Below are 23,142 nucleotides of genomic sequence, written 5' to 3' on the forward strand. Positions count from 1 at the left end.
CACGTTGCGAAAGCGCGCGAACAGGGGCCGTACATCGCGCAACAGGTATATTTCAGATGATTTCCTGCCTCTTGCGGGCAAAGGCGGCGCGCCGCACTATGACGTCCATGGACAACTCCCACACCAAGCTGCTGGTCGTCGACGACGACCCGGCATTGCGCCAGTTGCTGGCCGACTACCTGAACCGGCACGGCTACGACACCCTGCTGGCGCCCGACGCGACCGATCTGTCGTCGCGCATTACCCGCTACGCCCCCGACCTGCTCGTTCTCGACCGCATGCTGCCCGGCGGCGATGGCGCCGACGCGTGCCGCCGCCTGCGCGAGCAGGGCGAGGACATCCCCGTCATCCTGCTGACCGCGCGCGACGAAGCCGTGGACCGCATCATCGGTCTGGAGGCCGGCGCGGACGACTACGTCGGCAAGCCTTTCGACCCGCGCGAACTGCTGGCCCGCATCGAGGCCGTGCTGCGCCGCAAGCGCGGACCGTCCGCGCTCACCAAGGACGCGCCGGTTTCCTTCGGCCCCTTCGTGTTCGACCCGTCCACCCGCCAGCTCTCGCGTGATGGCACCGTCGTCAAGCTGACCGGCGGCGAGATCAACCTGCTGGAAGCCCTGGTGCGCAACGCGGGCAAACCGCTGTCGCGAGAGCGCCTGCTGGCCTTGGCCCGCGACGACGACGCCGGCGAGCGCAACGACCGCGCCATCGACATCGCGATCCTGCGCCTGCGCCGCGTGATCGAAGACGATCCCAAGCAGCCTCGCTGGATCCAGACCGTCTGGGGCATCGGCTACCGGTTTTCTCCCTGATGCGCTTTTCTCCCGGCTTACTGGTGCCCCGTTCGCTGCGGGCGCGGCTGATCCTGCTGATCCTGGGGTCTGTCCTTTTGACGCAGGCGGCCACGTTGGTGACGGTGTCGTACTTCCGTCACAAGTTCATGGAAGACGTGGCCATCGGCTACATCGTCACCACCATCCGTACCCTGCGCGCCGCCGTGTCCCAGGTGCCCGCCGAAGACCGCGCCGATTTCGTGCGCACGGCGTCGCAGAACCAATGGCGGCTGTGGTCGCGCGTCTTGCCCGCCGAGGCCAAGCTGCAGCGTTTCAATGGCCGCCGTCCGCCACCCCCGCCGCGCGCCGCGCCGCGTCCGCCGCCTCCCGCGCCTGCGATGGATTCGCAGTTGCACGGCCCCCCGCCGCCGCCGCCGCCCGAAGTCCGGGGCGAGGACCGCGACATGGAAGGCGCCCGGGCCGACGACCGCACGGACGCGCAGCGCGAGGCCGACCGCGCCCGCGAGCGCGAGGAACACAACCGCCGCCACCCCCCGGAGCCGGACGACATCCGCCGCGACCTGCGCGTGCTGGTCCAGCAGCTTAATGAACGCCTGAACGACGGCACGCGGGTCGCGCTGTCGCGCGGACCCACGCCGGAAGTCTTCATTTCGCTGGCGCCCAACCCCGCCACCGAAGACGCGCCGCGGCTGCGGGAATGGCTGGTCATTCCGCTGGACCGGCTGGACCCGCCCGTGGCCACGCCTTTCATCGCCGCCTGGCTCGGCGGCCTGGGGCTCCTGTTGCTACTTGCGGTGGGCTTTTCCTGGCACATCACGCGGCCGATCACGCGGCTTGCCGACGCGGCCGACCGGCTTGCCGCCGGGCAGCCGCAGCGCGTGGAGCCCTCGGGCCCGCACGAAACCCGGGCGCTGGGCGAACGCTTCAACGCTATGCTGGACGCGCTGGCGGAATCCGATTCCGTGCGCCGCACGCTGCTGTCCGGGCTGCCGCATGACCTGAAGGGGCCCTTGTCGCGCATGTGGCTGCGCGTCGAGATGGCGGACGACTCCACGCTGAAGGAAGGGTTGCGCACCGATCTGCGGGACATGCAGCACATGGTCGACCAGTTCATCGGCTTCGTGCGCGGCACGGATCCCGCGGCCTATCGCTATGCGCCGATCGTCCTGTCCGAATGGCTGACGGAACGCGTGGGCGCCTGGCATGGCGCCGGCACCGACATCAACCTGGATACGGCCGCCGACGCCGGGGCGCTGGTGGTGCAGGCGGACGCCGTGGCGCTGGGCCGCCTGCTGGACAACCTGATCGGCAACGCGCTGAACCATGGCGCGCCGCCGGTGGACGTTGCGCTGCGCGGCGAGGACGGCCACGCGGTGCTGGACGTGGCCGACCATGGCCCAGGCATCGTGCCGGAACGCCGCCAGGAGGCCTTGCGGCCATTCAGCCGGCTCGACGACGCGCGCACGCGCACCGGCAGCGTGGGCCTGGGGCTGGCGTTGGCCGAGGCCATCGCCAGGGCCCACGGCGGTTCGCTGGAACTGCGCGAGGCGGACTCCGGCGGCCTGTGCGTGCGCGTCAGGCTGCCCCTGTCCCAGACCGCCTGAGGCGGGGCCGCCCCGGGGCGGCCCGCGCTACGGTACGATGCATCCTGCTTCGTCCTTTGTCGTTTCCGCACCATGGCCATCCAGTCCGATTCGCTTTCCTCCCGTCCCGACGCGCCCCGTATCGTGGCGCCGCAGCCGGTGTCGCCCAACGAGGAGTCGATCGAACGCGCGCTGCGGCCCAAGGCGCTGGACGAGTACGTCGGACAGCAGCGCGCCCGGGAACAGCTCGAAATCTTCATCGCCGCAGCCAGGAAGCGCCAGGAGGCCCTGGACCACGTCCTGCTGTTCGGCCCGCCGGGCCTGGGCAAGACCACGCTGGCGCACATCATTGCCCATGAAATGGGCGTGCAGCTGCGCCAGACCTCCGGGCCGGTGCTGGAACGTCCGGGCGACCTGGCCGCGCTCCTGACCAACCTGGAAAAGAACGACGTCCTCTTCATCGACGAAATTCACCGCCTGTCGCCCGTGGTCGAGGAAATCCTCTATCCCGCGCTCGAAGACTTCCAGATCGACATCCTGATCGGCGAAGGCCCGGCTGCCCGCAGCGTGAAGCTGGACCTGCAGCCGTTCACGCTGGTGGGCGCCACCACGCGCGCCGGCATGCTGACCAACCCGCTGCGCGACCGCTTCGGCATCGTGTCGCGGCTCGAGTTCTACAACGCGGACGACCTGGGGCGCATCGTGACCCGCAGCGCCGGCCTGCTGAACGCCGTCATCACCCCGGACGGCGCGGGCGAGGTGGCGCGCCGCGCCCGCGGCACGCCGCGCATCGCCAACCGCCTGCTGCGCCGCGTGCGCGACTACGCCGAGGTCAAGGCCGGCGGCACCATCGACGCCGACGTCGCGGGCCGCGCCCTGGCCATGCTGGAGGTCGACCCGCAGGGCCTGGACCTGATGGACCGCAAGCTGCTCGAAGCCATCGTCCACAAATTCGACGGCGGTCCCGTCGGCGTGGACAGCCTGGCCGCGGCCATCGGCGAAGAGCGCGACACGATCGAAGACGTGATCGAACCCTACCTGATCCAGCACGGCTACCTGCAGCGCACGCCGCGGGGGCGCACCGCCACGCTGACCACCTGGCGCCACCTGGGCCTGGCCCCGCCGGCCGGCACGACGGGCGGCAGCGGCGACCTGTTCGGCAAATAGCGGCGCGGCGCCTCGCGCGCGCCGTGCTGCCGGACGGCGCGCAAACGGCGCGGACGGGTTTATGATCCGAGGGTTTCGTTTCCCCTCGCGATCAAAGGACCCAAATTCATGCAGCCCGAATTGCCCACCTATGATGATGTCGCGCGCGCCAGCGAGCGCCTGGCCGGCAACGCACACCGCACGCCCGTCTTGACCTCGGCCACCGCCGACGCCATCGCCGGCGCGTCGCTGTTCTTCAAGTGCGAGAACTTCCAGCGCATGGGGGCCTTCAAGTTCCGCGGGGGATACAACGCCATCGCGCGCCTGACGCCCGAACAGCGGGCGGCCGGCGTGGTCACCTTTTCGTCGGGCAACCATGCGCAGGCCATCGCGCTGGCCTCGAAGCTGCAGGGCGTGCAGGCCACGATCATCATGCCGCTGGACGCGCCCGCGGCCAAGCGCGCGGCCACCGAAGGCTATGGCGGCAAGATCGTCACCTATGACCGCTACACCGAAGACCGCGAAGCGATCGCCCGCCGCATTCAGACGGAAACCGGCGCCACGCTGATCCCGCCGTACGACCACGAAGACGTGATCGCCGGGCAGGGCACCGCGGCCAAGGAACTGTTCGAGGAAGTCGGCGAGCTCGATTACCTTTTCGTGTGCCTGGGCGGCGGCGGCCTGCTGTCGGGGTCGGCCCTGTCCGCGTTCGCGCTCAGCCCGCGCTGCCTGGTGTACGGCGTCGAGCCCGAAGCCGGCAACGACGGCCAGCAGTCGCTGCGCAAGGGCGAAATTGTCCGAATCCCCGCCCCCAAGACCCTGGCCGATGGCGCCGCCACGACCCACCTGGGCAACCTGACCTTCCCCCTCATCCAGAAGTACGTCCGCGACATCGTCACGGTGACGGATGAGCAACTGGTCGCCACCATGAAATTCTTCGCCGAGCGCATGAAGATGGTGGTCGAGCCTACCGGCTGCCTGGGCGCGGCCGCGGTCATGCAGAACGTGGTGCCGGTGCGCGGGGCCCGGGTCGGCGTGATCATCAGCGGCGGCAACGTCGACCTGCCGGCCTACGCCAGACTGCTGGCGGCCTGAGGTTCCGCGGGCGGCCCGCCGCCCGTGCGCGCTTGCGGTTGTCGACCTTGCAGGGCAGAATCGGAATTCGATCCCGACGAACAGGAGGCTGCGCCATGCGTATCCTGGTTATCGGCGGCACGGGGTTCATCGGCCGTCACTTGGTAGCACGGCTTTGCGCCGACCAACACCAGGTCATCGTGCCCACGCGCCTCTTCGCGCGCGGACGCGACCTGCAACTGCTTCCCACCGTCACCCTGCTACAGACCGACATCCACGACGATGCCTCGCTGGACCGCCTGGTGCAGGGGTGCGATGTGGTCGTCAACCTGGTGGGCATCCTGCATGGCAATGCAGGGCGGCCCTACGGTTCGGATTTTGCGCGCGCCCATGTGCACCTGCCGCAGCGTATCGCCCAGGCCTGTCTGCGTCACGGCGTACACCGCCTGCTGCACGTCAGCGCCCTGGGGGCCGACTCCAGCGGCGACAGCATGTACCAGCGCTCCAAGGGTGACGGCGAAGCCGCCATCAAGCAGGCCTTCCATGACCGGCGCGACGGCTGCTGGACCATCTTCCGCCCATCGGTGCTGTTCGGCCCGGACGATCACTTCACCAATATGTTCGCGTCGCTGGCGCGCTGGCTGCCCGTGCTGCCGCTTGCCGGCGCGCACGTGCGCATGCAGCCGGTGTACGTGGGCGACGTGGTGACCGCCATGTCGACGGCGCTGGGCGACACGCACACGTGTGGCAAGACCTACGAACTGGGCGGTCCCCAGGTCTACACGCTGGGCGAGATCGCGCGGCTGTGCGCTGCCTGGAGCGGGCATCCCCGGCCCGTAATCAGCATCCCCATGGGCGTGGGCCGCATGCAGGCCCGGCTGTTCGAATGCATGCCCGGCACGCCGCTGATGTCGCGCGACAACCTGGATTCCCTGCGCCGCGACAACATCTGCAGCGGCCCGATCGCGCCGGAACTGCATGTGGTGCCGACGGGCCTCGAGGCCGTTGCGCCCCGCTATCTGCAGACGGAACCCTGGAACGCCCGCCGGCCCTAGCGCTCTAGCGCTTTAGCGCACCAGCGCCTTGAGGGCCTGCTTGATGCCGTCGGACACGCCCACGCCTTCGGGCAGCGTCTTCAGTGCGGACAGCGATTCCTTCTCGGAGTAGCCCAGCGCAAGCAGGGCGTTCAGGATGTCGGACTGGTTGTCATGGACCACGTGCGCCGACGCGCCAATGTCGGCGCCCAGCTTGCCGCGCATTTCCAGCAGCAGCCGTTCCGCCGTTTTCTTGCCGATGCCCGGAACCCGGGTCAGGCGACCCGATTCCTGCAGGGTGATGGCCTGGGCCAGGTCCGCGACCGACAGCCCGGACAGCACGGACAGGGCCGTGCGCGCGCCGATGCCGCTGACCTTGATCAGCTCGCGGAACGCGCTGCGCTCGTTGGCCGAGGCGAAGCCATACAGGATATGGGCGTCTTCGCGCACGGTCAGGTGCGTGTAGAGCGTGACGCGGGCGCCGGTTTCCGGCAGCGCGTACAGCGTGCTCATGGGCACGTCGATGTCATAACCCAGTCCGCCGACATCCACGCAGATCGTGGGGGGCAGTTTCTCGATCAGGGTTCCGGTGATTCGTCCGATCATGGTGCAGGCCTGGCAATGGTGGGGCCGCTTAATGCGCGGCGAATGCCGGGATTCTATACGCGCGGGGGCGCATGCGGGCCGTGCCGGGGTGCGGCGGGGCCACGCGGGGCAAAAAGAAAGGGGAAGGTCAGCCGATCAGCCGGCCGTTGCGGATGCGGGTCTTGCTGCCCATGCGCAAGGCGCTGCCCAGGCGTTCCAGCTTGTCTTGCAGCGGCCCCACGTGCGCGTGGCAGATCGCGCAGGCCAGCGCGTCGGCCGAGTCGGGAGCGGGCATGCCATCCAGCGCCAGCAGGTGCTGCACCATCATCTGCACCTGTTCCTTGGCGGCGCGTCCGGTGCCCACGACGGCCTTCTTGATCTGCAGCGCGGTGTATTCGTGCACCGCGAGCGAGCTGTCGGCCAGCGCGCACAGCGCCGCGCCGCGCGCCTGACCCAGCAGCAGGGTGGACGCGGGATTGGTGTTCAGGAAGACGATTTCAAGCGCGGCCACATCGGGTTGCGTGTCGCGGGCCACCTGGCGCAGATTGTCCAGGATGACCTTCAGGCGTTCGGACAGCGTCAGCGCCGGCGGGACCACGATGGTCCCGCTGGCGACGTAGCGCAGCCGCGGGCCTTCGGCATCAATCACACCGAAGCCGGTGCGGCGCAGGCCGGGATCGATGCCGAGGACGCGCATCAGTGACGGAAGTGGCGGGTGCCGGTCAGCACCATGGCGATGCCGTGTTCGTCGGCCGCGGCGATCACTTCGTCGTCGCGCACGCTGCCGCCGGGCTGGATCACGCAGGTCGCGCCCGCCGCCACCACCACGTCCAGGCCGTCGCGGAACGGGAAGAACGCGTCCGACGCCACCGCCGAGCCCTTCAGGGTCAGGCCGGCGTTTTCCGCCTTGATGGAGGCGATGCGGGCCGAGTCGATGCGGCTCATCTGGCCGGCGCCCACGCCCAGCGTCATGCCGCCGCCGACGAACACGATGGCGTTGGACTTGACGTACTTGGCGACCTTCCAGGCGAACGACAGGTCGTTCATTTCCTGTTCGGTGGGCTGACGCTTGGTGACCACCTTCAGGGCGTCGCGCGGCACGTTGTAGGCGTCCGGGGTCTGCACCAGCCAGCCGCCGCCCACGCGCTTGATGTCGAAGGCGTTCTGGCCCGTGCCCATGGGCACTTCCAGCACGCGCACGTTCTTCTTCGCGGCCAGGATGGCCAGGGCGGCGCCGTCATAGGCGGGCGCCAGCAGCACTTCCAGGAATTGCGCGCTCACGGCTTCGGCCGTGGCGGCGTCCACCGGACGGTTGAAGGCGATGATGCCGCCGAAGGCCGACGTGGGGTCGGTCTTGAAGGCCTGCTGATACGCGCCCAGGGTGTCGGCCGCGACCGCCACGCCGCAAGGATTGGCGTGCTTGACGATGATGCAGGCGGGCGCCTCGAAGCTGCGCGCGCATTCCCAGGCGGCATCCGCGTCGGCGATATTGTTGTAGGACAGTTCCTTGCCCTGCAACTGGCGGTAGTTGCCCAGCAGGCCGGCCGGACGCTGCGCGTCCACGTAGAAGGCGGCGCTCTGGTGGGGGTTTTCGCCGTAGCGCAGAGCCTGTTCCTGCTTGACCTGCAGCGTCAGCGTGCCCGGCCATTCGTTGCGGGCCGGCGTGGCGTCCTGCGCGGGCTCGGCGTCGGCCAGGCTGGTCAGGTAGGCGGCGATGGCGCCGTCGTAGGCGGCCGTGTGGGCATAGACCTTGGAGGCCAGCGCCAGGCGCAGGCCGTACGAGGTGCTGCCGCCCTTGTCCATTTCAGCCAGGACGCGCGAGTAATCGACCGGGTCGATCACAACCGTCACGCCGCCGGCTTCGGTGCCGTGGTTCTTGGCGGCGGCGCGCAGCATGGCCGGGCCGCCGATGTCGATGTTCTCGACCGCGTCGGCGAACGTGCAGTCCGGCTTGGCGACGGTTTCACGGAACGGATACAGGTTGACCACCAGCATGTCGATGCGATCAATGCCCGCCGCCTTGATGGTGTCCATGTGCTCGGCGCTGTCGCGGCGGGCCAGCAGGCCGCCGTGGATCTTCGGGTGCAGCGTCTTGACGCGGCCGTCCAGGATCTCGGGCGAACCGGTGTGGGCGGCCACTTCGGTCACGGTCAGGCCGGAGTCGGCGAGCAGCTTGGCGGTGCCGCCGGTCGACAGCAGGCGCACGCCGCGCGCGGCCAGGGCGCGGGCAAATTCAACGATGCCGGTCTTGTCGGACACCGAAAGCAGGGCGGTTTCGATTTTCATGATGAGGGACGGGAGTGGGGCGGGGACGCCTTTCTCGTTCTGGTCGGATGGGAAATCTGGGGGAGGAGCGGCGCGATGCATGCGCCGCCCGCAGGGGAAATCTATACCTGGATATTGTGCGCCAGCAACTTCTTGCGCAGGGTGTTGCGGGTGATGCCCAGCATCTCGGACGCCCGGGACTGGTTGCCGCCCGACCGCTCCAGCGCTACTTCAAGCACCGGGCGCTCCACGCAGCGCATGACCATGTCCCACATGTCGTGGGGCTCGGATTCGCCCAAGTCTTCGAAATAGCGCTCCAGGCTGGCGCGCACGCATTCTTCCAGGACATCTTTCTTGCTCATTTGAGTACAGATATTTTTATGTTGGTGTTGAGGCGGTTATGCCGCCAGCAGGGCTTCTGCGACCGGCGCCGGGTTGTTGCTGCCGTCGCGCGAGATGATGTCGAACCAGTCCGCCACCGCCCGCCACTGGTCGCGGGTGTTGTCGATCTGGTTCATGCGGGCGCAGAACGAATCCGCACCCGGCAGGCCGTCCACATACCATCCTATGTGCTTGCGCGCCGTGCGTACGCCGGTGTGCTCGCCGTAGAACCGGTAATGGTCGTCGAGGTGTTCGAGCAGCAGCTCGCGCATTTCCCCATAGGAGGGAGGGGCCAGTGTTTCGCCCGTGCGCAGGTAGTGGTCGATTTCGCGGAAGATCCAGGGACGGCCCTGAGCCGCCCGGCCGATCATGACCGCATCGGCGCCAGTGTAATCCAGGACGTGCCTGGCTTTGGCGGGCGAGTCGATATCTCCGTTCGCGATCACGGGGATGGTCAGCTCGGCCTTGACGGCGCGGATAGTGTCATATTCCGCCTCTCCCGTATAGAGGTCAGCCCGCGTACGGCCATGCAGGGTGAGGGCGGCGATGCCGGCGTTCTGCGCCAGTTTCGCCACCCGCAGGGCATTGCGGCTGTCGCGGTCCCAGCCGGTGCGTGTTTTCAGGGTGACGGGCACGCCCAGGGGCGCGCAGGCGGCCACCACGGCGTCCAGGATCCGCGCGATCAGGTCTTCGTGGCGCAGCAACGCCGACCCGGAGGCCACGTTGCAGACCTTCTTGACCGGGCATCCCATGTTGATGTCGATGATCCGGGCGCCCTTGTTGGCGTTGAAGGCCGCGGCCTCGGCCATCATGGCGGGATCCGCCCCGGCGATCTGGACGGAAATGGGGGCGATCTCGCCGTCGTGGTTCAGGCGGCGCGAGGTCTTCACGCTGTCCCAGAGCTTGGGGTTGCTGGCGGCCATTTCGGACACGGCGTAGCCAGCCCCCAGCTTCTTGCAGAGCTGGCGGAAAGGACGGTCCGTCACGCCCGCCATGGGCGCGACCAGAACATTGTTGGGGAGGGTCCACTGACCTATGCGCATGCTCACATTTTAACCGGCTCGAACGAACCCCATTTTTATCGCGCAAGCGACCGGGGGCGAATGGGGGGCGAAAAGGCGCGGATCCGGTCCGATTTCAGGGCCGGATCCGGCGGGATTCAGGCGCGGAAACCCTGCAGCAGGTGCTGGGCCAGCGGCGCGCGCAGGGGGGAGGCCAGGTCCATTCCCAACAACGCAAGACCGCAGGCATGCTCGACCGGCGCGAGGCCCGTCGCGAAGGCGCGCGGCATCAGGTCGGTGAGGCCGGCAGTGATGAAGCGGTCAATGTGGCGCGCCTGGGCGAATTCAGCCAGGGCGGCGCCCGGATTGCCCGCCGGATGGGCAAGCCAGGGGGTCAGCGTTTGGGCCAGGCGGGCGGCGTCGCGCAGCCCCAGGTTCAGGCCCTGTCCCGCTACGGGGTGCAGCGTCTGCGCGGCGTTGCCGATGGCCGCCACGCGGCCATGCACCTGCGCCCGGCGGGCCGACAGCGCCAGCGGAAAGACGTGACGCGGGGCGTGGCTGGACAGACGGCCCAGCCGATCGCCGAAGGCCTGCGACAGCGCCTGCGAAAACGCGGCATTGTCCAGGGCGGCCAATTCGGCGGCGCGGTCCGGCGCGGCGCACCACACCACGGAATAGGCGTCCGGCGTCTGCGGATGCGGCAGGAGGGCCAGCGGCCCTTCGGAAGTAAAGCGCTCCCAGGCCCAGCCGCGGCGGGGCAGGGTGGCATGCGCGGTGGTCAGCACCGCGTGCTGGTCGTAGTCGCGCCGCACGTCGGTGGCGCCGGCGCCGTCCGACTGCACGGCCACCTGGCACAGCAGTTCGGCGTCGCCCTGCTGGATGCGCACGCCGTCGGCGTCCTGCCGGCCGATCTGGGCGGGAGGCCCGGACAGCACCGTGACGCCGGAGGCGGCCACGCATTCGTCCAGTCTGGCGTACAGCCCCGAGTAGGCGACCACGCTGCCCAGCTGAGGCACGCCGAAATCGGTGTTCTGGATCAGCGTGCGGCCCAGCCTTCCGCGCTGCGACACGTGGATGTTGCGGATGTCTGCCGATCGCTCGGGCCAGGCATGCAGCGACTCCAGCAGCACGCGGCTGCCGTGGTTCATGGCCAGCACGCGCGGATCCGCCGCCGGCACCGCTGCCGCCGGCGTGACCGGGGCGGGCGCGGCGCCCGCGAGCAGCGCGATGCGAGCCGGATCCGGCGCCACGCGCGCCAGCATCAGGGCCAATACGCGGCCCACCGGGCCGGCGCCAAGAATCGCAATGTCGAAGGCGGATGAAGTCATGCCCGGATTTTAACCGTCCACTACAATCCGGGCAGCCGGCGCGGCTTGGCGCCATGGCCCCTTAACCGGTTGAACGACATGACGCAGGCTCAGGCTTCTTCTCCGCTTTCCGCCGTATCCGCCCGCCGCCCGCGCGACAAGGTGGCCGTGGGGCTGCTGGCCTGCCTGCTCGGGGTGGTGGGGGCGCACTGGTGGTATCTGGGCCGCCGCCACGCCTGGCTGGTGACCGCATTCGCCGCGGTCAGCCTGTTCTGCGCGGTCCGCTTCTATCCGGTCTGGTACGACAACCCGGCCTTCTTTCTGCTGTTCATCCCAATGATCGACGGGTTCATCGAAAGCGCGGTGTACTCGCTGATGTCCGACGAGAAATTCGACCGGATCTGCAACCCGGGCCAGGGCAAGGTGTCCGCCACCGGCTGGGGGCCGGTGCTCGTCGCCATCCTGGCCTGCCTGGTCGGGGCCATCGTGTCCATGTTCGCCATCGCCATGGTGGTGGTCTACGTCTGGGTGGCCATGGGCTGGCTGGACGGCTACGTCCTGTAGGGGCAGCGCCGGGCCGCGCGCCCCGGGCTGCGCGCCCCGGGCTACGCGCCCCGGGCTACGCGCCCCGAACTATTCACGCATCAGCGCTTCGATCTCGCTGGCCTGCACGGGCACGCCGCGCGTGATGAGCTCGCAGCCTTCGTCGGTGACGAGCGCATCGTCCTCGGTGCGGATGCCGATATTCCAGTAGGCCTCGGGGACGTCGTCGGCGGGACGCACGTAGATCCCCGGCTCGATGGTCAGCATCATTCCGGTTTCCAGCTTGCGCCAGGCCCTTTCGGCGCCCAGGGCGGGGCCGGGCTGGCGGTAATCGCCCACGTCATGCACGTCCAGTCCCAGCCAGTGTCCGGTCCGGTGCATATAGAAGCGGCTGTAGTCGCCGGATTCCAGCACGCCGTCCAGTGAGCCCTTCAGCAGTTTCAGGTCCAGCATGCCTTGCGCCAGGACGCGCAGCGCGGCCTCGTGACCGTCATTGAAGGTCCGGCCGGGCGCGGTGGCCTGCGCCGCGGCCTCCTGGGCCGCCACGGTCAGGTCATAAAGCGCGCGCTGGGGGCCGCTGTAGCGGCCGTTCACGGGAAAGGTGCGCGTGATGTCGCTGGCGTAGCTGTCCACTTCACAGCCCGCGTCGACCAGCACCAGGTCGCCGTCGCGCAGCAGCGCTTCGCCGGCGGGGTAATGCAGCACGCAGGCGTTTGCGCCAGCGGCGACGATGCTGTTGTAGGCCACCGATTGCGCGCCGTGGCGACGGAATTCGTAGAGCAGTTCGGCCTCGATCTCGTACTCGCGCATCCCGGCCCGGGCCACGCGCATCACGCGGGTGTGCGCGCCGGCGGATATCTTCGCCGCGCGTCGCATCGCCGCGATTTCCGTGGCGTCCTTGACCAGCCGCATGTCCGCCAGCAGCGGACGGATGTCCTGCTGGCGCGCGGGCGGGGCGTGGCCGCCGCGGCTGGCTTCCCGCGCCGCGGCCAGCCAGCGGTGCAGGCGGCCGTCCGTGCGCTTGTCGCCGGCCAGCGGCGCGTACAGCGTGGGATGGTCCAGCATGAGGGCGGGCACCAGTTCGTCCAGCGCGTCGACGGGATGGGCGTCGTCAAACCCGAAGTGGGCGGCTGCAGCCTCGGGGCCGAAGCGCTTGCCTTCCCACATTTCGTGTTCCACATGGCGCGGCCGGCAGAACAGCACCGCCCGGTCGGACGCGCCGGCGATCAGCACCAGCCAGGCGCCGGGTTCGGTGAAGCCGGTCAGGTAGAAAAAATCGCTGTCGTGCCGGTAGGGATACTCGGCGTCGCGGTTGCGGACGGCTTCCGGCGCCGTCGCCAGGATGGCGATGCCGCCGCCATCCGCGCGCATGCGCTCCATCAGGCGCTGGCGCCGCGCGGCGAAAGGGGCGATATCGTCGGGAGGCAGGCTCATGGCGGGCCGGGGCGGCAAGCCCCGCAAGGGCGGAAGATGGGCTTTACTTTACCCGCCATCCCACGAATGCAACACCCCGCGCGCGATTCCGCGTCGCCGCCGCGGGATTCACTGGACGTTCAGTTTTCCGCTGCTACAATCGCCGCTCTGTCATTGGGGAGTAGCCATCCTTTGTCCCCAAAGGAGTTAGCGTCAACAGACTTGGTGGTTCAGCGCTGCGGAGCAGCGGCTAGTACCCCATGGCGCTAACGGTTTCCATGCAGGCGGCAAGCCCGCCGCGTGGATCAGCCAGGCGAGACCTTTGGCCGCGTTGCGTTCACCCTGGCCGGGCGAGCCGCAGCGTCGCGCCAATGGTTTCTGCTCGTCCGGCTGCGTTCATATGTTGCTCACCCTGTTTCTGTTCTTCCTGTCCGCGGCAGTGATCTACGTCGCGTGCGAATTTTTCGTCAACGGCGTCGAATGGGTCGGCCATCGCTTCCAGCTTGGTGCCACCGCCACCGGCACCGTGCTGGCGGCCTTCGGCACGGCGCTGCCGGAGAGCGCGGTCACCTTCATGGCCGTGGTGTTTGGCGATACCCCCGAGCAGAAGGACATCGGCGTCGGCGCCGCGATGGGCGGCCCGCTCGTGCTGGCCACGCTGGCCTATGCCGTCGTTGGCCTGGCCTTGTGGCGCGCCCGCCGCGGGCAGCCGTCCCAAGCCAACTGTATCAACGCGGACCAGCGCAGGCTGGCCCGCGACCAGGCCTGGTTCATGGGCATCTTCATTTTCAAAGTAGGGCTGGGTCTGCTGGCGTTCGCCTGGAAGCCCTGGCTGGGCTTCGTTTTCCTGGCCACCTACGGCCTCTACATCAAGCGCGAACTCAGCAACGACGAGGAATGCCTGGACGGCGAGGACCTGGAGCCGCTCAAGCTGCGTCCGCGGGACGAAAGCCCCACCATGTTCTGGGCCGCCACGCAGACGATCATGGCGCTGGTGGTGATCGCCGGCGCCTCGCACGTGTTCGTGAACCAGATCGAACTGCTGGGTGTGGCGATGGGCGCGTCGCCGCACGTGGCCGCATTGCTGCTGGCCCCGGTGGCGACCGAACTGCCCGAGATCATGAATGCGCTGATCTGGGTGCGGCAGGGCAAGGAACGCCTGGCGCTGGCAAACATCTCCGGCGCGATGATGATTCAGGCCACGATCCCCAGCGCGCTCGGCATCTTCATGACGCCGTGGCTGCTCGACGCGCCCCTGCTTGCCGCAGGCCTGTTCACGATGCTGTCCATCGGCCTGCTGTGGCTGCGCTTCCGCCGCTCGGCCATGAGCGTGCCGGCCCTGTCGGCGGTGGGCGGCCTGTACGCCATTTTTGCGGGCTATCTGGGCTGGCATTTCTACGCCTTTTGACGGGGGGCGGGCAGGCGTTGCTGCGTTTGCACGACGCCCGCCCGAGGCAGGCGACTGAAATGTGCATAACCCTTGTCCATCAGTGGAAACCCGCGTAAACTCCCGCTGTTATCCATCCCAGGAGCAGTCTTCGTGAATACCGATTCCGGCGAAAGTTGTCGATCTTGCATCGACGTCGCTGTCTGACAGGAACCACGCAGATCTCCGTCTGCCGCATCCTGTCATTCAGGTTGCGGCGTATCCCAAGCTTCAGGCACGCGCCTGGGCAATAGCGCAGGCCTCTTGCCTGCCGGGACCCTCCCCAACATAAACCGCCAGAACCGCCGCTAGTCGCAGCGCCAGCGTTCGTGCACGTTTGCCGTGCCCGCCGCCCAGGCGCCGTGCGGCTGCGCATGTGTTCGCGATCACGCTCCCCATTTTTGCAATGGAGGTCGTTATGCGTTTCTTCGACTTGTTCCTACGCCGCGCAGGCGTGGACCGCGCCACCGCCCTGGCCCGCCGCCGCGGCACCTCGCGGCTCACGGTTGTCTGTCCGCGCGGCGAACTGGGCGCATTGCGCAAGCAGATCTGCCTGGACTTCAGCGCCGCCGGCCTGGACGTCTCGCAGGTGCAGATCGACCAAGGCAAGGATCCGGATCTCGCGACCGCTTGCATCACCGTCAATTGCCCGCCGGAACTGCGGGCCGAACTGATGTCGCAAGCGCGCCGCCTGAGCGCCCACCCCGCCGTGCGCCACGTGCATTTCGGCGCGCAAGCCGCGATGGCCTGAGGCCATCCCCACGAATTCCACGGAGAAGCTCATGCCCAGCGCCTTAGACCCCGAGCCTCGATTGCGCCCAGTGCGCGGCTCCGGCATGCCTGTCTGACCTGTCTCCTCACTGCGAGCCGACCGGCCGGATAGTCATCCCGGTCCGTACGGAGTCCGCAGCCTGGAATCCCCGGCCTGGCCCGCGCCTTGCGCGCCACATTGCCCGGTTCCGATTCCCCCGCTAGCTCCCTTCCGTTTTTCGCACCCGGCGCGCCATCGACGCGATCCGGACACCGGCAACATTGCTCCGGCGACTTCGCACGCCCGTACGCGGCGGCCTGACGGCTTTCCCTGTGAAACGCCGCGGCCCGCCGCGGCCGGCGCGCGTCCGCGCCGGGCGGGTCGTCCGTGTCTCCAACAACAACACCAAAAAACGGAGCACTCCCATGTTTACGTTCCTGAAGTCCTTTTTTTCCTCCGCCGCGCGCCTGCGGCGGACCGGCAGCCATTTCCGCCGCGCACCCATTCTTGAGCAGGGCGGCGACGGGGCCGTGGCGTCGTCCGAGGCCGCGCGCCGCGCCAGCCAACGCATGGTGGAGATATCCCGCATGAGTTTCGATTCCCTGTTCGCGCTGTTCGGCAGCGGCTGGGGCGGTCTGTCCGACAGCCAGGCGCAGGCGGCGCGCGAGCGCCATGGAGCCAATGAGGTCGACCACGAAAAGCCGCTGTCGTGGCCGGTCCATCTGTGGCTGTCGTACCGCAATCCGTTCAACCTGCTGCTTACTGCGCTGGCTGTGTTGTCGTGGCTGACCGACGTGCGCATGGCGGCGTCGGAGGAGCAGTCCTGGACGGCGGTCGTGATCATCGGTTCGATGGTGGCAATCTCGACCGTGCTGCGCTTCGTGCAAGAGCGGCGTTCGAGCCGGGCCGCCGAAGCTCTCAAGGCCATGGTGCAGAACACGGCCACCGTGCTGCGCAGCGACGCCGGCATCCCAGCCGAGAGTAGCGGCAGGCGCGTGTTCGGGGCCACGCTGCACGCCACCGGTTCGCATCAGCGGGAAGTGCCGCTGGCGGAGCTGGCGCCCGGCGATGTCGTGCTGCTGTCCGCAGGCGACATGGTTCCTGCGGACTGCCGCGTCCTGAACGCCAAGGATCTGTTCGTCGCGCAGGCCGCGCTGACCGGCGAATCGCTGCCCGTGGAAAAACACATGGCGCCGCGCGTCCAGACCGGCAGCGCGCTGGAACTGGAGAACATGGCGTACATGGGCACCAACGTGGTCAGCGGCTCGGGCAGCGCGCTCGTCGTCGCCACGGGCGCGGACACGCACTTCGGCCAGCTGGCCGGCCGTGTCACGGAGACCTCGCGCGCGCCCACGCAGTTCCAGCAAGGCATCAACCGGGTAAGCTGGGTTCTGATCCGGTTCATGCTCGTCATGGCGCCCGTGGTCCTGCTGATCAACGGTTTCACCAAGGGCGACTGGCTGGAAGCCCTGTTGTTTGCGCTGGCGATCGCGGTGGGCCTGACCCCCGAGATGCTGCCCATGATCGTCACGGCCACGCTGGCCAAGGGCGCTGTGCGTATGTCCCGCCGCAAGGTCGTGGTCAAGCGCCTGGATGCGATCCAGAACCTGGGCGCGATGAATGTGCTGTGCACGGATAAGACCGGCACGCTGACACAGGACCGCATCGTGCTGGAGCGCCACACCGACGTGTACGGCGCGAGCAGCGACGACGTGCTGGCCTATGCCTACCTGAACAGTTATTACCAGACCGGCCTGAAGAACCTGCTGGACGTGGCGGTGCTGGAGCACGCCGAAGTGGAGCGCCGGCTGGACCTGGCGGGCCGCTACCGCAAGGTTGACGAGATTCCTTTCGATTTCTCGCGGCGGCGCATGTCCGTCGTGGTCAATGAAACGGAGAACGGCCGCGACCACCACGAACTGATCTGCAAGGGCGCGCTGGAGGAGATGTTGCTGGCCTGCACGCGCTTGCGGGTGGGGAACGAGGAGCATCCGCTGACCGACGCGCGCCGCGCCGACATCCGCCGTGTGACCGCCGGGCTGAACCGCGACGGGCTGCGCGTCATCGCCGTGGGTGTGAAGGAAATGCCGCCCAGCAAGCAGGCATACGGCGTGGGAGACGAATCCGACCTGGTGCTCGTGGGGTACATCGCCTTCCTGGATCCGCCCAAGGAGTCCACCGCTCCCGCGCTGTCGGCGCTGAAGGCGTCGGGCATCGAGGTCAAGGTGCTGACCGGCGATGTCGAGCTGGTGACCCGCAAGGTCTGCCGCGAAGTGGGATTCGATGTGCGGAACGTGTGCCTGGGCGCCGAGATCGACGCCATGGATGACGATCAGCTGGCGGCCGCCGTGCGCGAGGCCAACGTATTCGCCCGCCTGACGCCCGCCCACAAGGAGCGCATCGTGCGCAGCCTGCGGGCGCAGGGCGACACGGTGGGGTTCATGGGCGACGGTATCAATGACGCGCCGGCCCTGCGGGCCGCCGACGTGGGCATTTCGGTGGATTCGGCGGTGGATATCTCGAAGGAGGCGGCCGACATCATTCTTCTGGAAAAGAGCCTGATGGTGCTGGAGGATGGCGTGATCGAAGGCCGCAAGACCTTCTGCAACATGCTCAAGTACCTGAAGATGACCGCCAGCTCGAACTTCGGCAACGTCTTCTCCGTGCTGGTGGCCAGCGCCTTCCTGCCCTTCCTGCCGATGCTGCCCATCCACCTGCTGTTGCAGAATCTGATGTACGACGTCTCGCAGACCGCGATTCCGTTCGACAACGTCGACGAGGAATTGCTGAAGCAGCCCCAGCAATGGGATCCGGACGGGCTGGGCCGGTTCATGGTGTTCTTCGGCCCGATCAGTTCTCTCTTCGACATCGCCACGTATGCCCTGATGTGGTACGTGTTCCAGGCCAACTCCCCAGAGCATCAGACGCTGTTCCAGTCGGGGTGGTTCGTCGAAGGGCTGTTGTCGCAGACGCTGATCGTGCACATGATCCGCACGCGCCGGATTCCCTTCCTGCAAAGCCGCGCCTCCTGGCCCTTGATGGGAATGACGCTGATGGTCGTGATGGCGGGGCTGATGCTGCCGTTTTCGCCACTGGCCGAGTACTTCCAGCTGCAGGCGCTGCCCTGGAGCTACTTCCCCTGGCTGGCGGGCATTTTGCTCGGCTATTGCGTCCTGACACAGACGCTCAAGGGCATCTGGGTCCGCCGCTACGGCTGGCAGTAGGTTGAATCACGCGGCGGCGGGCGCTGTCCGCCGCCCTTGCGGGAGAGCATCATGAGAATTGCATTTTGCGCCGCCTTGATGGCGGGCAGCCTGGTCCACCCGCCGGTCGCAAGGGCCGCCGAAGACGGTGCCGGCCTGCGGCTTTATGGCGTGGCGGACGGAGGCCTGGCGGTAACGAAAGTGTCGGGTCAGGGCAGCCGCAGTGGCATGCTTGACGGCGGCTTGACGGATTCCCTGTGGGGGCTGCAAGGCGCCGAAGACCTGGGCAGGGGCTGGCGCGCCCGCTTCCAGCTTGAAAGCGGCTTCGATCCGTCCACCGGCAACGCGGCGGACGACGGCAGCCTGTTCAACTACGGCGCCTGGGTGGGCCTGGCGCATGCCCGCTATGGCGACCTGCGGCTGGGCCGCCAGTACACCGTCGGCCAGACCTACGGCAACACGCTGGAGATCGCGTCCTGGAAGGACCTGGGCATGGGAGCCACGTTCAAGGCATCCGACAATTACCAGTTCAGCAATATGGTGAACTACTACTCGCCCGTATGGCGCGGATTCCAGGCGGGTGCCGGATATTCGTTCGATGCCGACGCCCAGGACCGGTTTCGCACGAACCAGAACAACCGCGCACTGAGCCTGGGCCTGAAGTACGAAGATGGCCCGCTGCTGGCAGTGGCCACATGGGATCAGATGCGCCTGGCCGAGCCGCCGGCGGGCAGCAAGGGGCGTCCCCAAGCCGTGCAGGTGGGCATGTCCTACGATTTCGAGGTGATCAAGCTGTCGCTGGCCTGGTCGCGTCAGCGCAACGGCTATGCAGGGCTGGACGGCGCAGACCCCGATGGCCTGGGCCTGGGCCTGGGTCTCGGGCCGGCGGCGTTCGTGCAGGGCGGCACGGTGCATGCCTGGCTGGCGGGGATCAGCGTGCCTGTCGGGGCGGGCTCCATCCTGGCGCAATGGTCGCTGGCCAGACCGGATTGGCATTGGGCCAATGGCATGACGGCGCGCAATGCGCAGGTCGCGACCCTGGGCTATACCTACGACCTGTCCCCGCGCACGACGCTTTACGCCTTTGCCGGCTACGCGTCGAACTACACGCTGGACAACCAGTTCGACCCCGCGCACTCCCATACCACGCGCGTGGGAACGGGCGTTTCGCACCACTTCTGAACGCGCGGGCAGCCGCGGCGCGCGGGAGCGCGGAACGCCGGGGTCCACTACAATCGGCGCAGAGCGGCGCAAGGCGCCCGTCCCCGTATTTCCCGTCGTGCATCGGATGGCCCGCATGGATAGTCTTGAATGGCTCATACCCTGGGAGTTCTCTCCCACGCTGGTGGCTTCCTTCCTGGTGGCCATGGTGCTGTTCGTGCGCGGCCAGCGGGTCCACCATGTAACGCGTGCGCGCCAGGTTCTGTTCTGGACGGGGTTGGCGCTGTTGTACCTGTCGATGCATACCCGGCTGGATTACTACGCAGAGCGCATGTTCTTCATCCACCGCATCCAGCACCTGGTGTTGCACCACCTGGGGCCGCTGCTGGTCATGGCGGCCTTTCCCGGGCAGGTCATGCGTGCGGGACTGCCGATGGCCTGGCGCATCCGGCTGCGCGACTTCCTGCGAACGGGGCCCGGCCGCGCGACTGTCGCGGTGCTTACCAACAAAATTTTCGTCCCGGCGCTGTTCGTCTTCCTGGTGCTGGTCTGGCTGATCCCGTCGGTGCAGTTCTATTCCATGCTGGACTGGCGCCTGTACCGGCTCATGAACTGGTCAGTAGTGATCAGCGGCTTCATGTATTGGAACCTGATCCTGGACCGCCGCCCGGCGCCCCCCGCGGCCATGTCGCCCGGCGGCCGGGTGATTTCCCCCGTGGCGACCATGTTGCCGCAGATGGTGGCGGGCGCCGTCATCGCCTTCACGGAAAGCGATATCTACCCGCTGTTTGAATTGTGCGGCCGGGCCATCGCCATGTCCGCCCAGACCGACCAGACGATCGGCGGCCTGACCATGTGGATACCGGCCGCGCTGGTGGAAGTGATCGGGCTGATGGTGGCCCTGGGGACGCTGATGCGCCTGTCCGCCAAGGGTCGCCTGCGCAAGGCCGACCGCGATGCGCGCGCGCGCGCCAAGGCCCGCGCGGCGCTGTCGGCCTGATTTTCCTGGAACGCGCGCCGGCAATCCGGCGCGCACGGAAGCGTTATTCCGGCACCAGCCCGTGGTACTTCTTGCCCAGCGCCACGGTCGCCTGGAACATGCCCGCCTTGTTGCCGCAGTCGTAGCGCACGCCCTCGAAGCGGTGCGCAAACACGGCGCGTTCGCGCATCAGCGAGGCAATGCCGTCCGTCAACTGGATCTCGTTGCCGGCACCCATCTTGGTCGAGCGCAGGTGGTCGAAAATCGCGGCTTCCAGCACGTAGCGGCCTACGACCGCCAGGGTGGAGGGCGCAACGTCCGGTTCCGGCTTTTCGACGATGTGGGTGACGCGTTCCGTGCGCCCGTCAGCGTGGGCCTCGCCCGGGCGCGTGGCCACGATGCCGTACTTGCGGGTGTCCGCGCGGGGAACGTCCTGGACGCCCAGCACGCTGGCGTTGCTGGACACGGCAATGTCCACCAGTTGCTTCATGGCCGGCGTGTCGGCGTCGATCAGGTCGTCTGCAAGCAGCACCGCGAAGGGCTCGTCGCCCACCGCCGGTGCGGCGGACAGCACGGCGTGACCCAGCCCCAGCGGGGCGGACTGCCGGATATAGAGGCAATTCACATGCGCGGGTAGAATGCCCCGCACCATGGCCAGGAGCTCGTGCTTGCCCTTGATTTCCAGGTCCGATTCCAGCTCGGGCGCGGAGTCGAAATGGTCTTCGATGGCGCGCTTGTTGCGGCCAGTGACAAAAATCAGGTCGGTGATCCCGGCGGCGACGGCTTCTTCCACCGCGTATTGAATCAGGGGTTTGTCGACTACGGGCAGCATTTCCTTTGGCATCGCCTTGGTGGCGGGCAGGAAGCGCGTGCCCATGCCGGCGACTGGGAAAACGGCTTTACGGACGGGACGCATTGATACCTCGTTGAAGATTCGATGAAACATTTTAAGCTCATCGCTATCATAGGCTTATGAACCGCAGGAAAATGCCATCCATTTGCTCGATTGCGAAACACGGCGCGATTGCCAGTCTGTGCGCAGTCCTTGCCGTCCCTACTATTCCGGGCGTGGCCTGGGCTCAGCCCGTGGGGCTGCCGTCGATGGGCGCGGTGTCGTCGGCCGAACTTTCCCCCATGCTGGAACGCAGCCTGGGCGAAGCCATCATGTCGCAGGGCCGGCGCGATCCGACCTATGTCGATGATCCCGAACTCAGCCAGTACCTCACCACGATGGGGCGCAAGCTGGCCGGATTTGCCCCGGGCGCCGTGCCTGAGGTGGAAATGTTCGGCGTGCGCGACCCCGAGATCAACGCTTTTGCCATGCCTGGCGGCTTCATTGGCGTCAATACCGGGCTGATCGTCTCGTCGGCCAGCGAGTCCGAGCTTGCGGCGGTGCTGGCTCACGAAATCGGCCACGTCGTGCAGCGCCACATCGCGCGGGGCATGACGCAGCAGAACCAGAACAGCATGGTGATGCTGGCCAGCCTGGCGGGCGCGCTGCTGGCGGCGCTGGCGGGCGGCGGCGGCAACCTCGCCATGGGCGTGGCTGCCTTCGGGCAGGCCGCGGCCATCAACCGCCAATTGGGTTTTTCCCGCGATGCCGAACGCGAGGCCGACCGCGCGGGGCTCCAGATGCTGACCAAGGCCGGTTACGACGCTGACGGCATGGCCCAGATGTTCGCCCGCCTGATGAACGCGTCGCGGCTGAACGAAGGGGCTGGCGGCGGCTCCTGGGCAAGCACTCACCCGCTGTCGATCGAACGTATGTCCGACGTGCAGAACCGGGCGCGCTCCATGCCCGCGACTCGCCACGTGGACAGCGACGACTTCTGGTACATCCGGGCCAAGATGCGCGTGGTGCAGGGCAGGGATGCGGTCAGCCTGCGATCGGCCGGCCAGCAACTGCAGGACGAGGCTCAGGCGCTGTCGGGCGTGCGGCAATCCGCCGCCTATTACGGCCTTGCCCTGCAGGCGTACCAGCGCAACAACCTGCCCGAGGCGGAGCGTTACTGGAACCTGGCTTCGGCCGACGGCCGCAGTTCGCCTCAATTGGCCAAGCTCAGCGTCGACATCGCCATGGCGCGCAAGGACTATCCGCGCGCGCTGACCCTGGCGCAGGCGGGCATCAAGCGCTGGCCCGACTACCGCGCGCTGGCGATCGTCTACGCCCAGGCGCTGCAAGGCAACGGCCGCCACGCCGACGCCCAGGACTTCCTGCGCGCCCGGATCAAACAATGGGGCAGCGACGAACCCAGCCTGTACCAGATGCTGGCGCAAAGCGAAGAGCGCAACGGCAAGCCGGTGCAGGCGCGCCGGGATCTCGCGCGCTACTACGTCCTGACGGGCGCCTACGCGGCCGCGGAATCGCAGCTGCAGCAGGCGCGCGGCCTGTCCAGCGACTTTTACGAGCAGTCGCAGATCGACGTGCAGATCAAGGAAGTGAAGGACAAGTTGGCTGAAGAGCGCCAACTGCTGGAACGATTCAAGTCGGGCTGACGC

The 23,142-nt window shown here is 67.8% G+C and carries 20 protein-coding genes and 1 riboswitch; of the genes, 12 read left to right on the plus strand and 8 right to left on the minus strand.

Annotated elements, in window-relative coordinates; translation table 11 throughout:
- The first annotated feature begins 107 nt into the window (after positions 1–107).
- The 5 genes from KYC_RS02975 (at position 108) to KYC_RS02995 (ending at position 5,649) form a co-directional block, all read left to right on the plus strand.
- Complete coding sequence (locus tag KYC_RS02975) at positions 108–809, plus strand: response regulator (protein WP_008158717.1); 702 nt, start codon at positions 108–110, stop codon at positions 807–809.
- Positions 809–2,395, plus strand: coding sequence for a sensor histidine kinase (locus tag KYC_RS02980; RefSeq protein ID WP_008158719.1), 1,587 nt, complete (start codon positions 809–811; stop codon positions 2,393–2,395). The genes KYC_RS02975 and KYC_RS02980 overlap by 1 nt, the downstream gene beginning before the upstream one ends.
- Before the next feature lie 72 nt (positions 2,396–2,467).
- Positions 2,468–3,541 (plus strand): Holliday junction branch migration DNA helicase RuvB, encoded by a 1,074-nt coding sequence (gene ruvB / locus KYC_RS02985; RefSeq protein WP_008158721.1) that lies wholly within the window; start codon positions 2,468–2,470, stop codon positions 3,539–3,541.
- A 108-nt stretch (positions 3,542–3,649) separates the two neighbouring features.
- Complete coding sequence (locus KYC_RS02990; protein ID WP_008158723.1) at positions 3,650–4,615, plus strand: threo-3-hydroxy-L-aspartate ammonia-lyase; 966 nt, start codon at positions 3,650–3,652, stop codon at positions 4,613–4,615.
- 95 nt (positions 4,616–4,710) lie between these two features.
- A complete protein-coding gene (locus tag KYC_RS02995) occupies positions 4,711–5,649 on the plus strand; it encodes a complex I NDUFA9 subunit family protein (RefSeq protein ID WP_008158724.1) in 939 nt (312 codons plus the stop codon).
- A gap of 12 nt (positions 5,650–5,661) precedes the next feature.
- On the opposite strand, the gene ruvA is transcribed toward KYC_RS02995, so the two are convergent.
- The 6 genes from ruvA to KYC_RS03025 all read right to left on the minus strand — a co-directional run bounded on the left by ruvA (position 5,662) and on the right by KYC_RS03025 (position 11,188).
- A complete protein-coding gene (gene ruvA, locus KYC_RS03000; protein ID WP_008158725.1) occupies positions 5,662–6,234 on the minus strand; it encodes a Holliday junction branch migration protein RuvA in 573 nt (190 codons plus the stop codon).
- A 127-nt stretch (positions 6,235–6,361) separates the two neighbouring features.
- Positions 6,362–6,910, minus strand: a complete 549-nt coding sequence (gene ruvC, locus KYC_RS03005; RefSeq protein WP_008158726.1) for a crossover junction endodeoxyribonuclease RuvC — start codon at positions 6,908–6,910, stop codon at positions 6,362–6,364.
- Positions 6,910–8,499: a bifunctional phosphoribosylaminoimidazolecarboxamide formyltransferase/IMP cyclohydrolase gene (purH, locus tag KYC_RS03010; protein ID WP_008158727.1), complete on the minus strand. Its 1,590-nt coding sequence runs from the start codon at positions 8,497–8,499 to the stop codon at positions 6,910–6,912. Before purH ends, ruvC begins: the two co-directional genes overlap by 1 nt.
- 101 nt (positions 8,500–8,600) lie before the next feature.
- The gene (locus tag KYC_RS03015) at positions 8,601–8,840 is read right to left on the minus strand and encodes a helix-turn-helix domain-containing protein (RefSeq protein ID WP_006217670.1); all 240 of its coding nucleotides are present in this window, start codon (positions 8,838–8,840) and stop codon (positions 8,601–8,603) included.
- A gap of 36 nt (positions 8,841–8,876) precedes the next feature.
- On the minus strand, positions 8,877–9,902 hold the full coding sequence (gene dusB, locus KYC_RS03020) for a tRNA dihydrouridine synthase DusB (protein ID WP_008158729.1): 1,026 nt from the start codon (positions 9,900–9,902) through the stop codon (positions 8,877–8,879).
- 116 nt (positions 9,903–10,018) lie between these two features.
- Positions 10,019–11,188: a UbiH/UbiF/VisC/COQ6 family ubiquinone biosynthesis hydroxylase gene (locus tag KYC_RS03025; RefSeq protein ID WP_008158730.1), complete on the minus strand. Its 1,170-nt coding sequence runs from the start codon at positions 11,186–11,188 to the stop codon at positions 10,019–10,021.
- Positions 11,189–11,266: 78 nt separating this feature from the next.
- Here KYC_RS03025 and KYC_RS03030 point away from each other — a divergent pair, with 78 nt between their 5' ends.
- Positions 11,267–11,731: an NINE protein gene (locus KYC_RS03030; protein ID WP_008158732.1), complete on the plus strand. Its 465-nt coding sequence runs from the start codon at positions 11,267–11,269 to the stop codon at positions 11,729–11,731.
- 69 nt (positions 11,732–11,800) lie between these two features.
- Here the strand turns inward: KYC_RS03030 and KYC_RS03035 are convergent, their stop codons facing one another.
- Positions 11,801–13,144 carry an aminopeptidase P N-terminal domain-containing protein gene (locus KYC_RS03035; protein WP_008158733.1) on the minus strand — a complete coding sequence of 448 codons (1,344 nt, stop codon included), beginning with the start codon at positions 13,142–13,144 and terminating at the stop codon, positions 11,801–11,803.
- Positions 13,145–13,286: 142 nt separating this feature from the next.
- A riboswitch (yybP-ykoY riboswitch) is annotated at positions 13,287–13,418 on the plus strand.
- Positions 13,419–13,523: 105 nt separating this feature from the next.
- Between KYC_RS03035 and KYC_RS03040 the strand changes: the two genes are divergently transcribed.
- The 5 genes from KYC_RS03040 to KYC_RS03060 all read left to right on the plus strand — a co-directional run bounded on the left by KYC_RS03040 (position 13,524) and on the right by KYC_RS03060 (position 20,664).
- The gene (locus KYC_RS03040; RefSeq protein ID WP_008158734.1) at positions 13,524–14,531 is read left to right on the plus strand and encodes a sodium:calcium antiporter; all 1,008 of its coding nucleotides are present in this window, start codon (positions 13,524–13,526) and stop codon (positions 14,529–14,531) included.
- Between the two features lie 436 nt (positions 14,532–14,967).
- The gene (locus tag KYC_RS03045) at positions 14,968–15,300 is read left to right on the plus strand and encodes a hypothetical protein (RefSeq protein WP_008158735.1); all 333 of its coding nucleotides are present in this window, start codon (positions 14,968–14,970) and stop codon (positions 15,298–15,300) included.
- A gap of 425 nt (positions 15,301–15,725) precedes the next feature.
- The gene (gene mgtA, locus KYC_RS03050) at positions 15,726–18,524 is read left to right on the plus strand and encodes a magnesium-translocating P-type ATPase (protein WP_008158736.1); all 2,799 of its coding nucleotides are present in this window, start codon (positions 15,726–15,728) and stop codon (positions 18,522–18,524) included.
- A gap of 51 nt (positions 18,525–18,575) precedes the next feature.
- Positions 18,576–19,685, plus strand: coding sequence for a porin (locus tag KYC_RS03055; RefSeq protein WP_043517389.1), 1,110 nt, complete (start codon positions 18,576–18,578; stop codon positions 19,683–19,685).
- A gap of 106 nt (positions 19,686–19,791) precedes the next feature.
- Complete coding sequence (locus tag KYC_RS03060; protein WP_085945409.1) at positions 19,792–20,664, plus strand: cytochrome c oxidase assembly protein; 873 nt, start codon at positions 19,792–19,794, stop codon at positions 20,662–20,664.
- 43 nt (positions 20,665–20,707) lie between these two features.
- On the opposite strand, the gene galU is transcribed toward KYC_RS03060, so the two are convergent.
- Positions 20,708–21,559 (minus strand): UTP--glucose-1-phosphate uridylyltransferase GalU, encoded by an 852-nt coding sequence (gene galU, locus KYC_RS03065; protein WP_008158739.1) that lies wholly within the window; start codon positions 21,557–21,559, stop codon positions 20,708–20,710.
- 56 nt (positions 21,560–21,615) lie between these two features.
- On the opposite strand from galU, the gene KYC_RS03070 reads away from it, so the two are divergent.
- Complete coding sequence (locus tag KYC_RS03070) at positions 21,616–23,139, plus strand: M48 family metalloprotease (protein WP_050814826.1); 1,524 nt, start codon at positions 21,616–21,618, stop codon at positions 23,137–23,139.
- The last annotated feature ends 3 nt before the right edge of the window (positions 23,140–23,142 follow it).

It is taken from the genome of Achromobacter arsenitoxydans SY8, assembly GCF_000236785.1.
GTDB lineage: Bacteria > Pseudomonadota > Gammaproteobacteria > Burkholderiales > Burkholderiaceae_B > Achromobacter > Achromobacter arsenitoxydans.

Coding starts and splice junctions, on each gene's coding strand:
- KYC_RS03045 (WP_008158735.1), top strand. CDS start 14,968: ATGCGTTTCTTCGACTTGTTCCTACGCCGCGCAGGCGTGGACCGCGCC.
- ruvB (WP_008158721.1), top strand. CDS start 2,468: ATGGCCATCCAGTCCGATTCGCTTTCCTCCCGTCCCGACGCGCCCCGT.
- KYC_RS03040 (WP_008158734.1), top strand. CDS start 13,524: ATGTTGCTCACCCTGTTTCTGTTCTTCCTGTCCGCGGCAGTGATCTAC.
- KYC_RS03015 (WP_006217670.1), bottom strand. CDS start 8,840: ATGAGCAAGAAAGATGTCCTGGAAGAATGCGTGCGCGCCAGCCTGGAG.
- KYC_RS03035 (WP_008158733.1), bottom strand. CDS start 13,144: ATGAGCCTGCCTCCCGACGATATCGCCCCTTTCGCCGCGCGGCGCCAG.
- KYC_RS03055 (WP_043517389.1), top strand. CDS start 18,576: ATGAGAATTGCATTTTGCGCCGCCTTGATGGCGGGCAGCCTGGTCCAC.
- purH (WP_008158727.1), bottom strand. CDS start 8,499: ATGAAAATCGAAACCGCCCTGCTTTCGGTGTCCGACAAGACCGGCATC.
- KYC_RS03025 (WP_008158730.1), bottom strand. CDS start 11,188: ATGACTTCATCCGCCTTCGACATTGCGATTCTTGGCGCCGGCCCGGTG.
- mgtA (WP_008158736.1), top strand. CDS start 15,726: ATGTTTACGTTCCTGAAGTCCTTTTTTTCCTCCGCCGCGCGCCTGCGG.
- KYC_RS03030 (WP_008158732.1), top strand. CDS start 11,267: ATGACGCAGGCTCAGGCTTCTTCTCCGCTTTCCGCCGTATCCGCCCGC.
- KYC_RS03070 (WP_050814826.1), top strand. CDS start 21,616: ATGAACCGCAGGAAAATGCCATCCATTTGCTCGATTGCGAAACACGGC.
- KYC_RS02990 (WP_008158723.1), top strand. CDS start 3,650: ATGCAGCCCGAATTGCCCACCTATGATGATGTCGCGCGCGCCAGCGAG.
- ruvC (WP_008158726.1), bottom strand. CDS start 6,910: ATGCGCGTCCTCGGCATCGATCCCGGCCTGCGCCGCACCGGCTTCGGT.
- KYC_RS02975 (WP_008158717.1), top strand. CDS start 108: ATGGACAACTCCCACACCAAGCTGCTGGTCGTCGACGACGACCCGGCA.
- KYC_RS03060 (WP_085945409.1), top strand. CDS start 19,792: ATGGCCCGCATGGATAGTCTTGAATGGCTCATACCCTGGGAGTTCTCT.
- KYC_RS02995 (WP_008158724.1), top strand. CDS start 4,711: ATGCGTATCCTGGTTATCGGCGGCACGGGGTTCATCGGCCGTCACTTG.
- ruvA (WP_008158725.1), bottom strand. CDS start 6,234: ATGATCGGACGAATCACCGGAACCCTGATCGAGAAACTGCCCCCCACG.
- KYC_RS02980 (WP_008158719.1), top strand. CDS start 809: ATGCGCTTTTCTCCCGGCTTACTGGTGCCCCGTTCGCTGCGGGCGCGG.
- dusB (WP_008158729.1), bottom strand. CDS start 9,902: ATGCGCATAGGTCAGTGGACCCTCCCCAACAATGTTCTGGTCGCGCCC.
- galU (WP_008158739.1), bottom strand. CDS start 21,559: ATGCGTCCCGTCCGTAAAGCCGTTTTCCCAGTCGCCGGCATGGGCACG.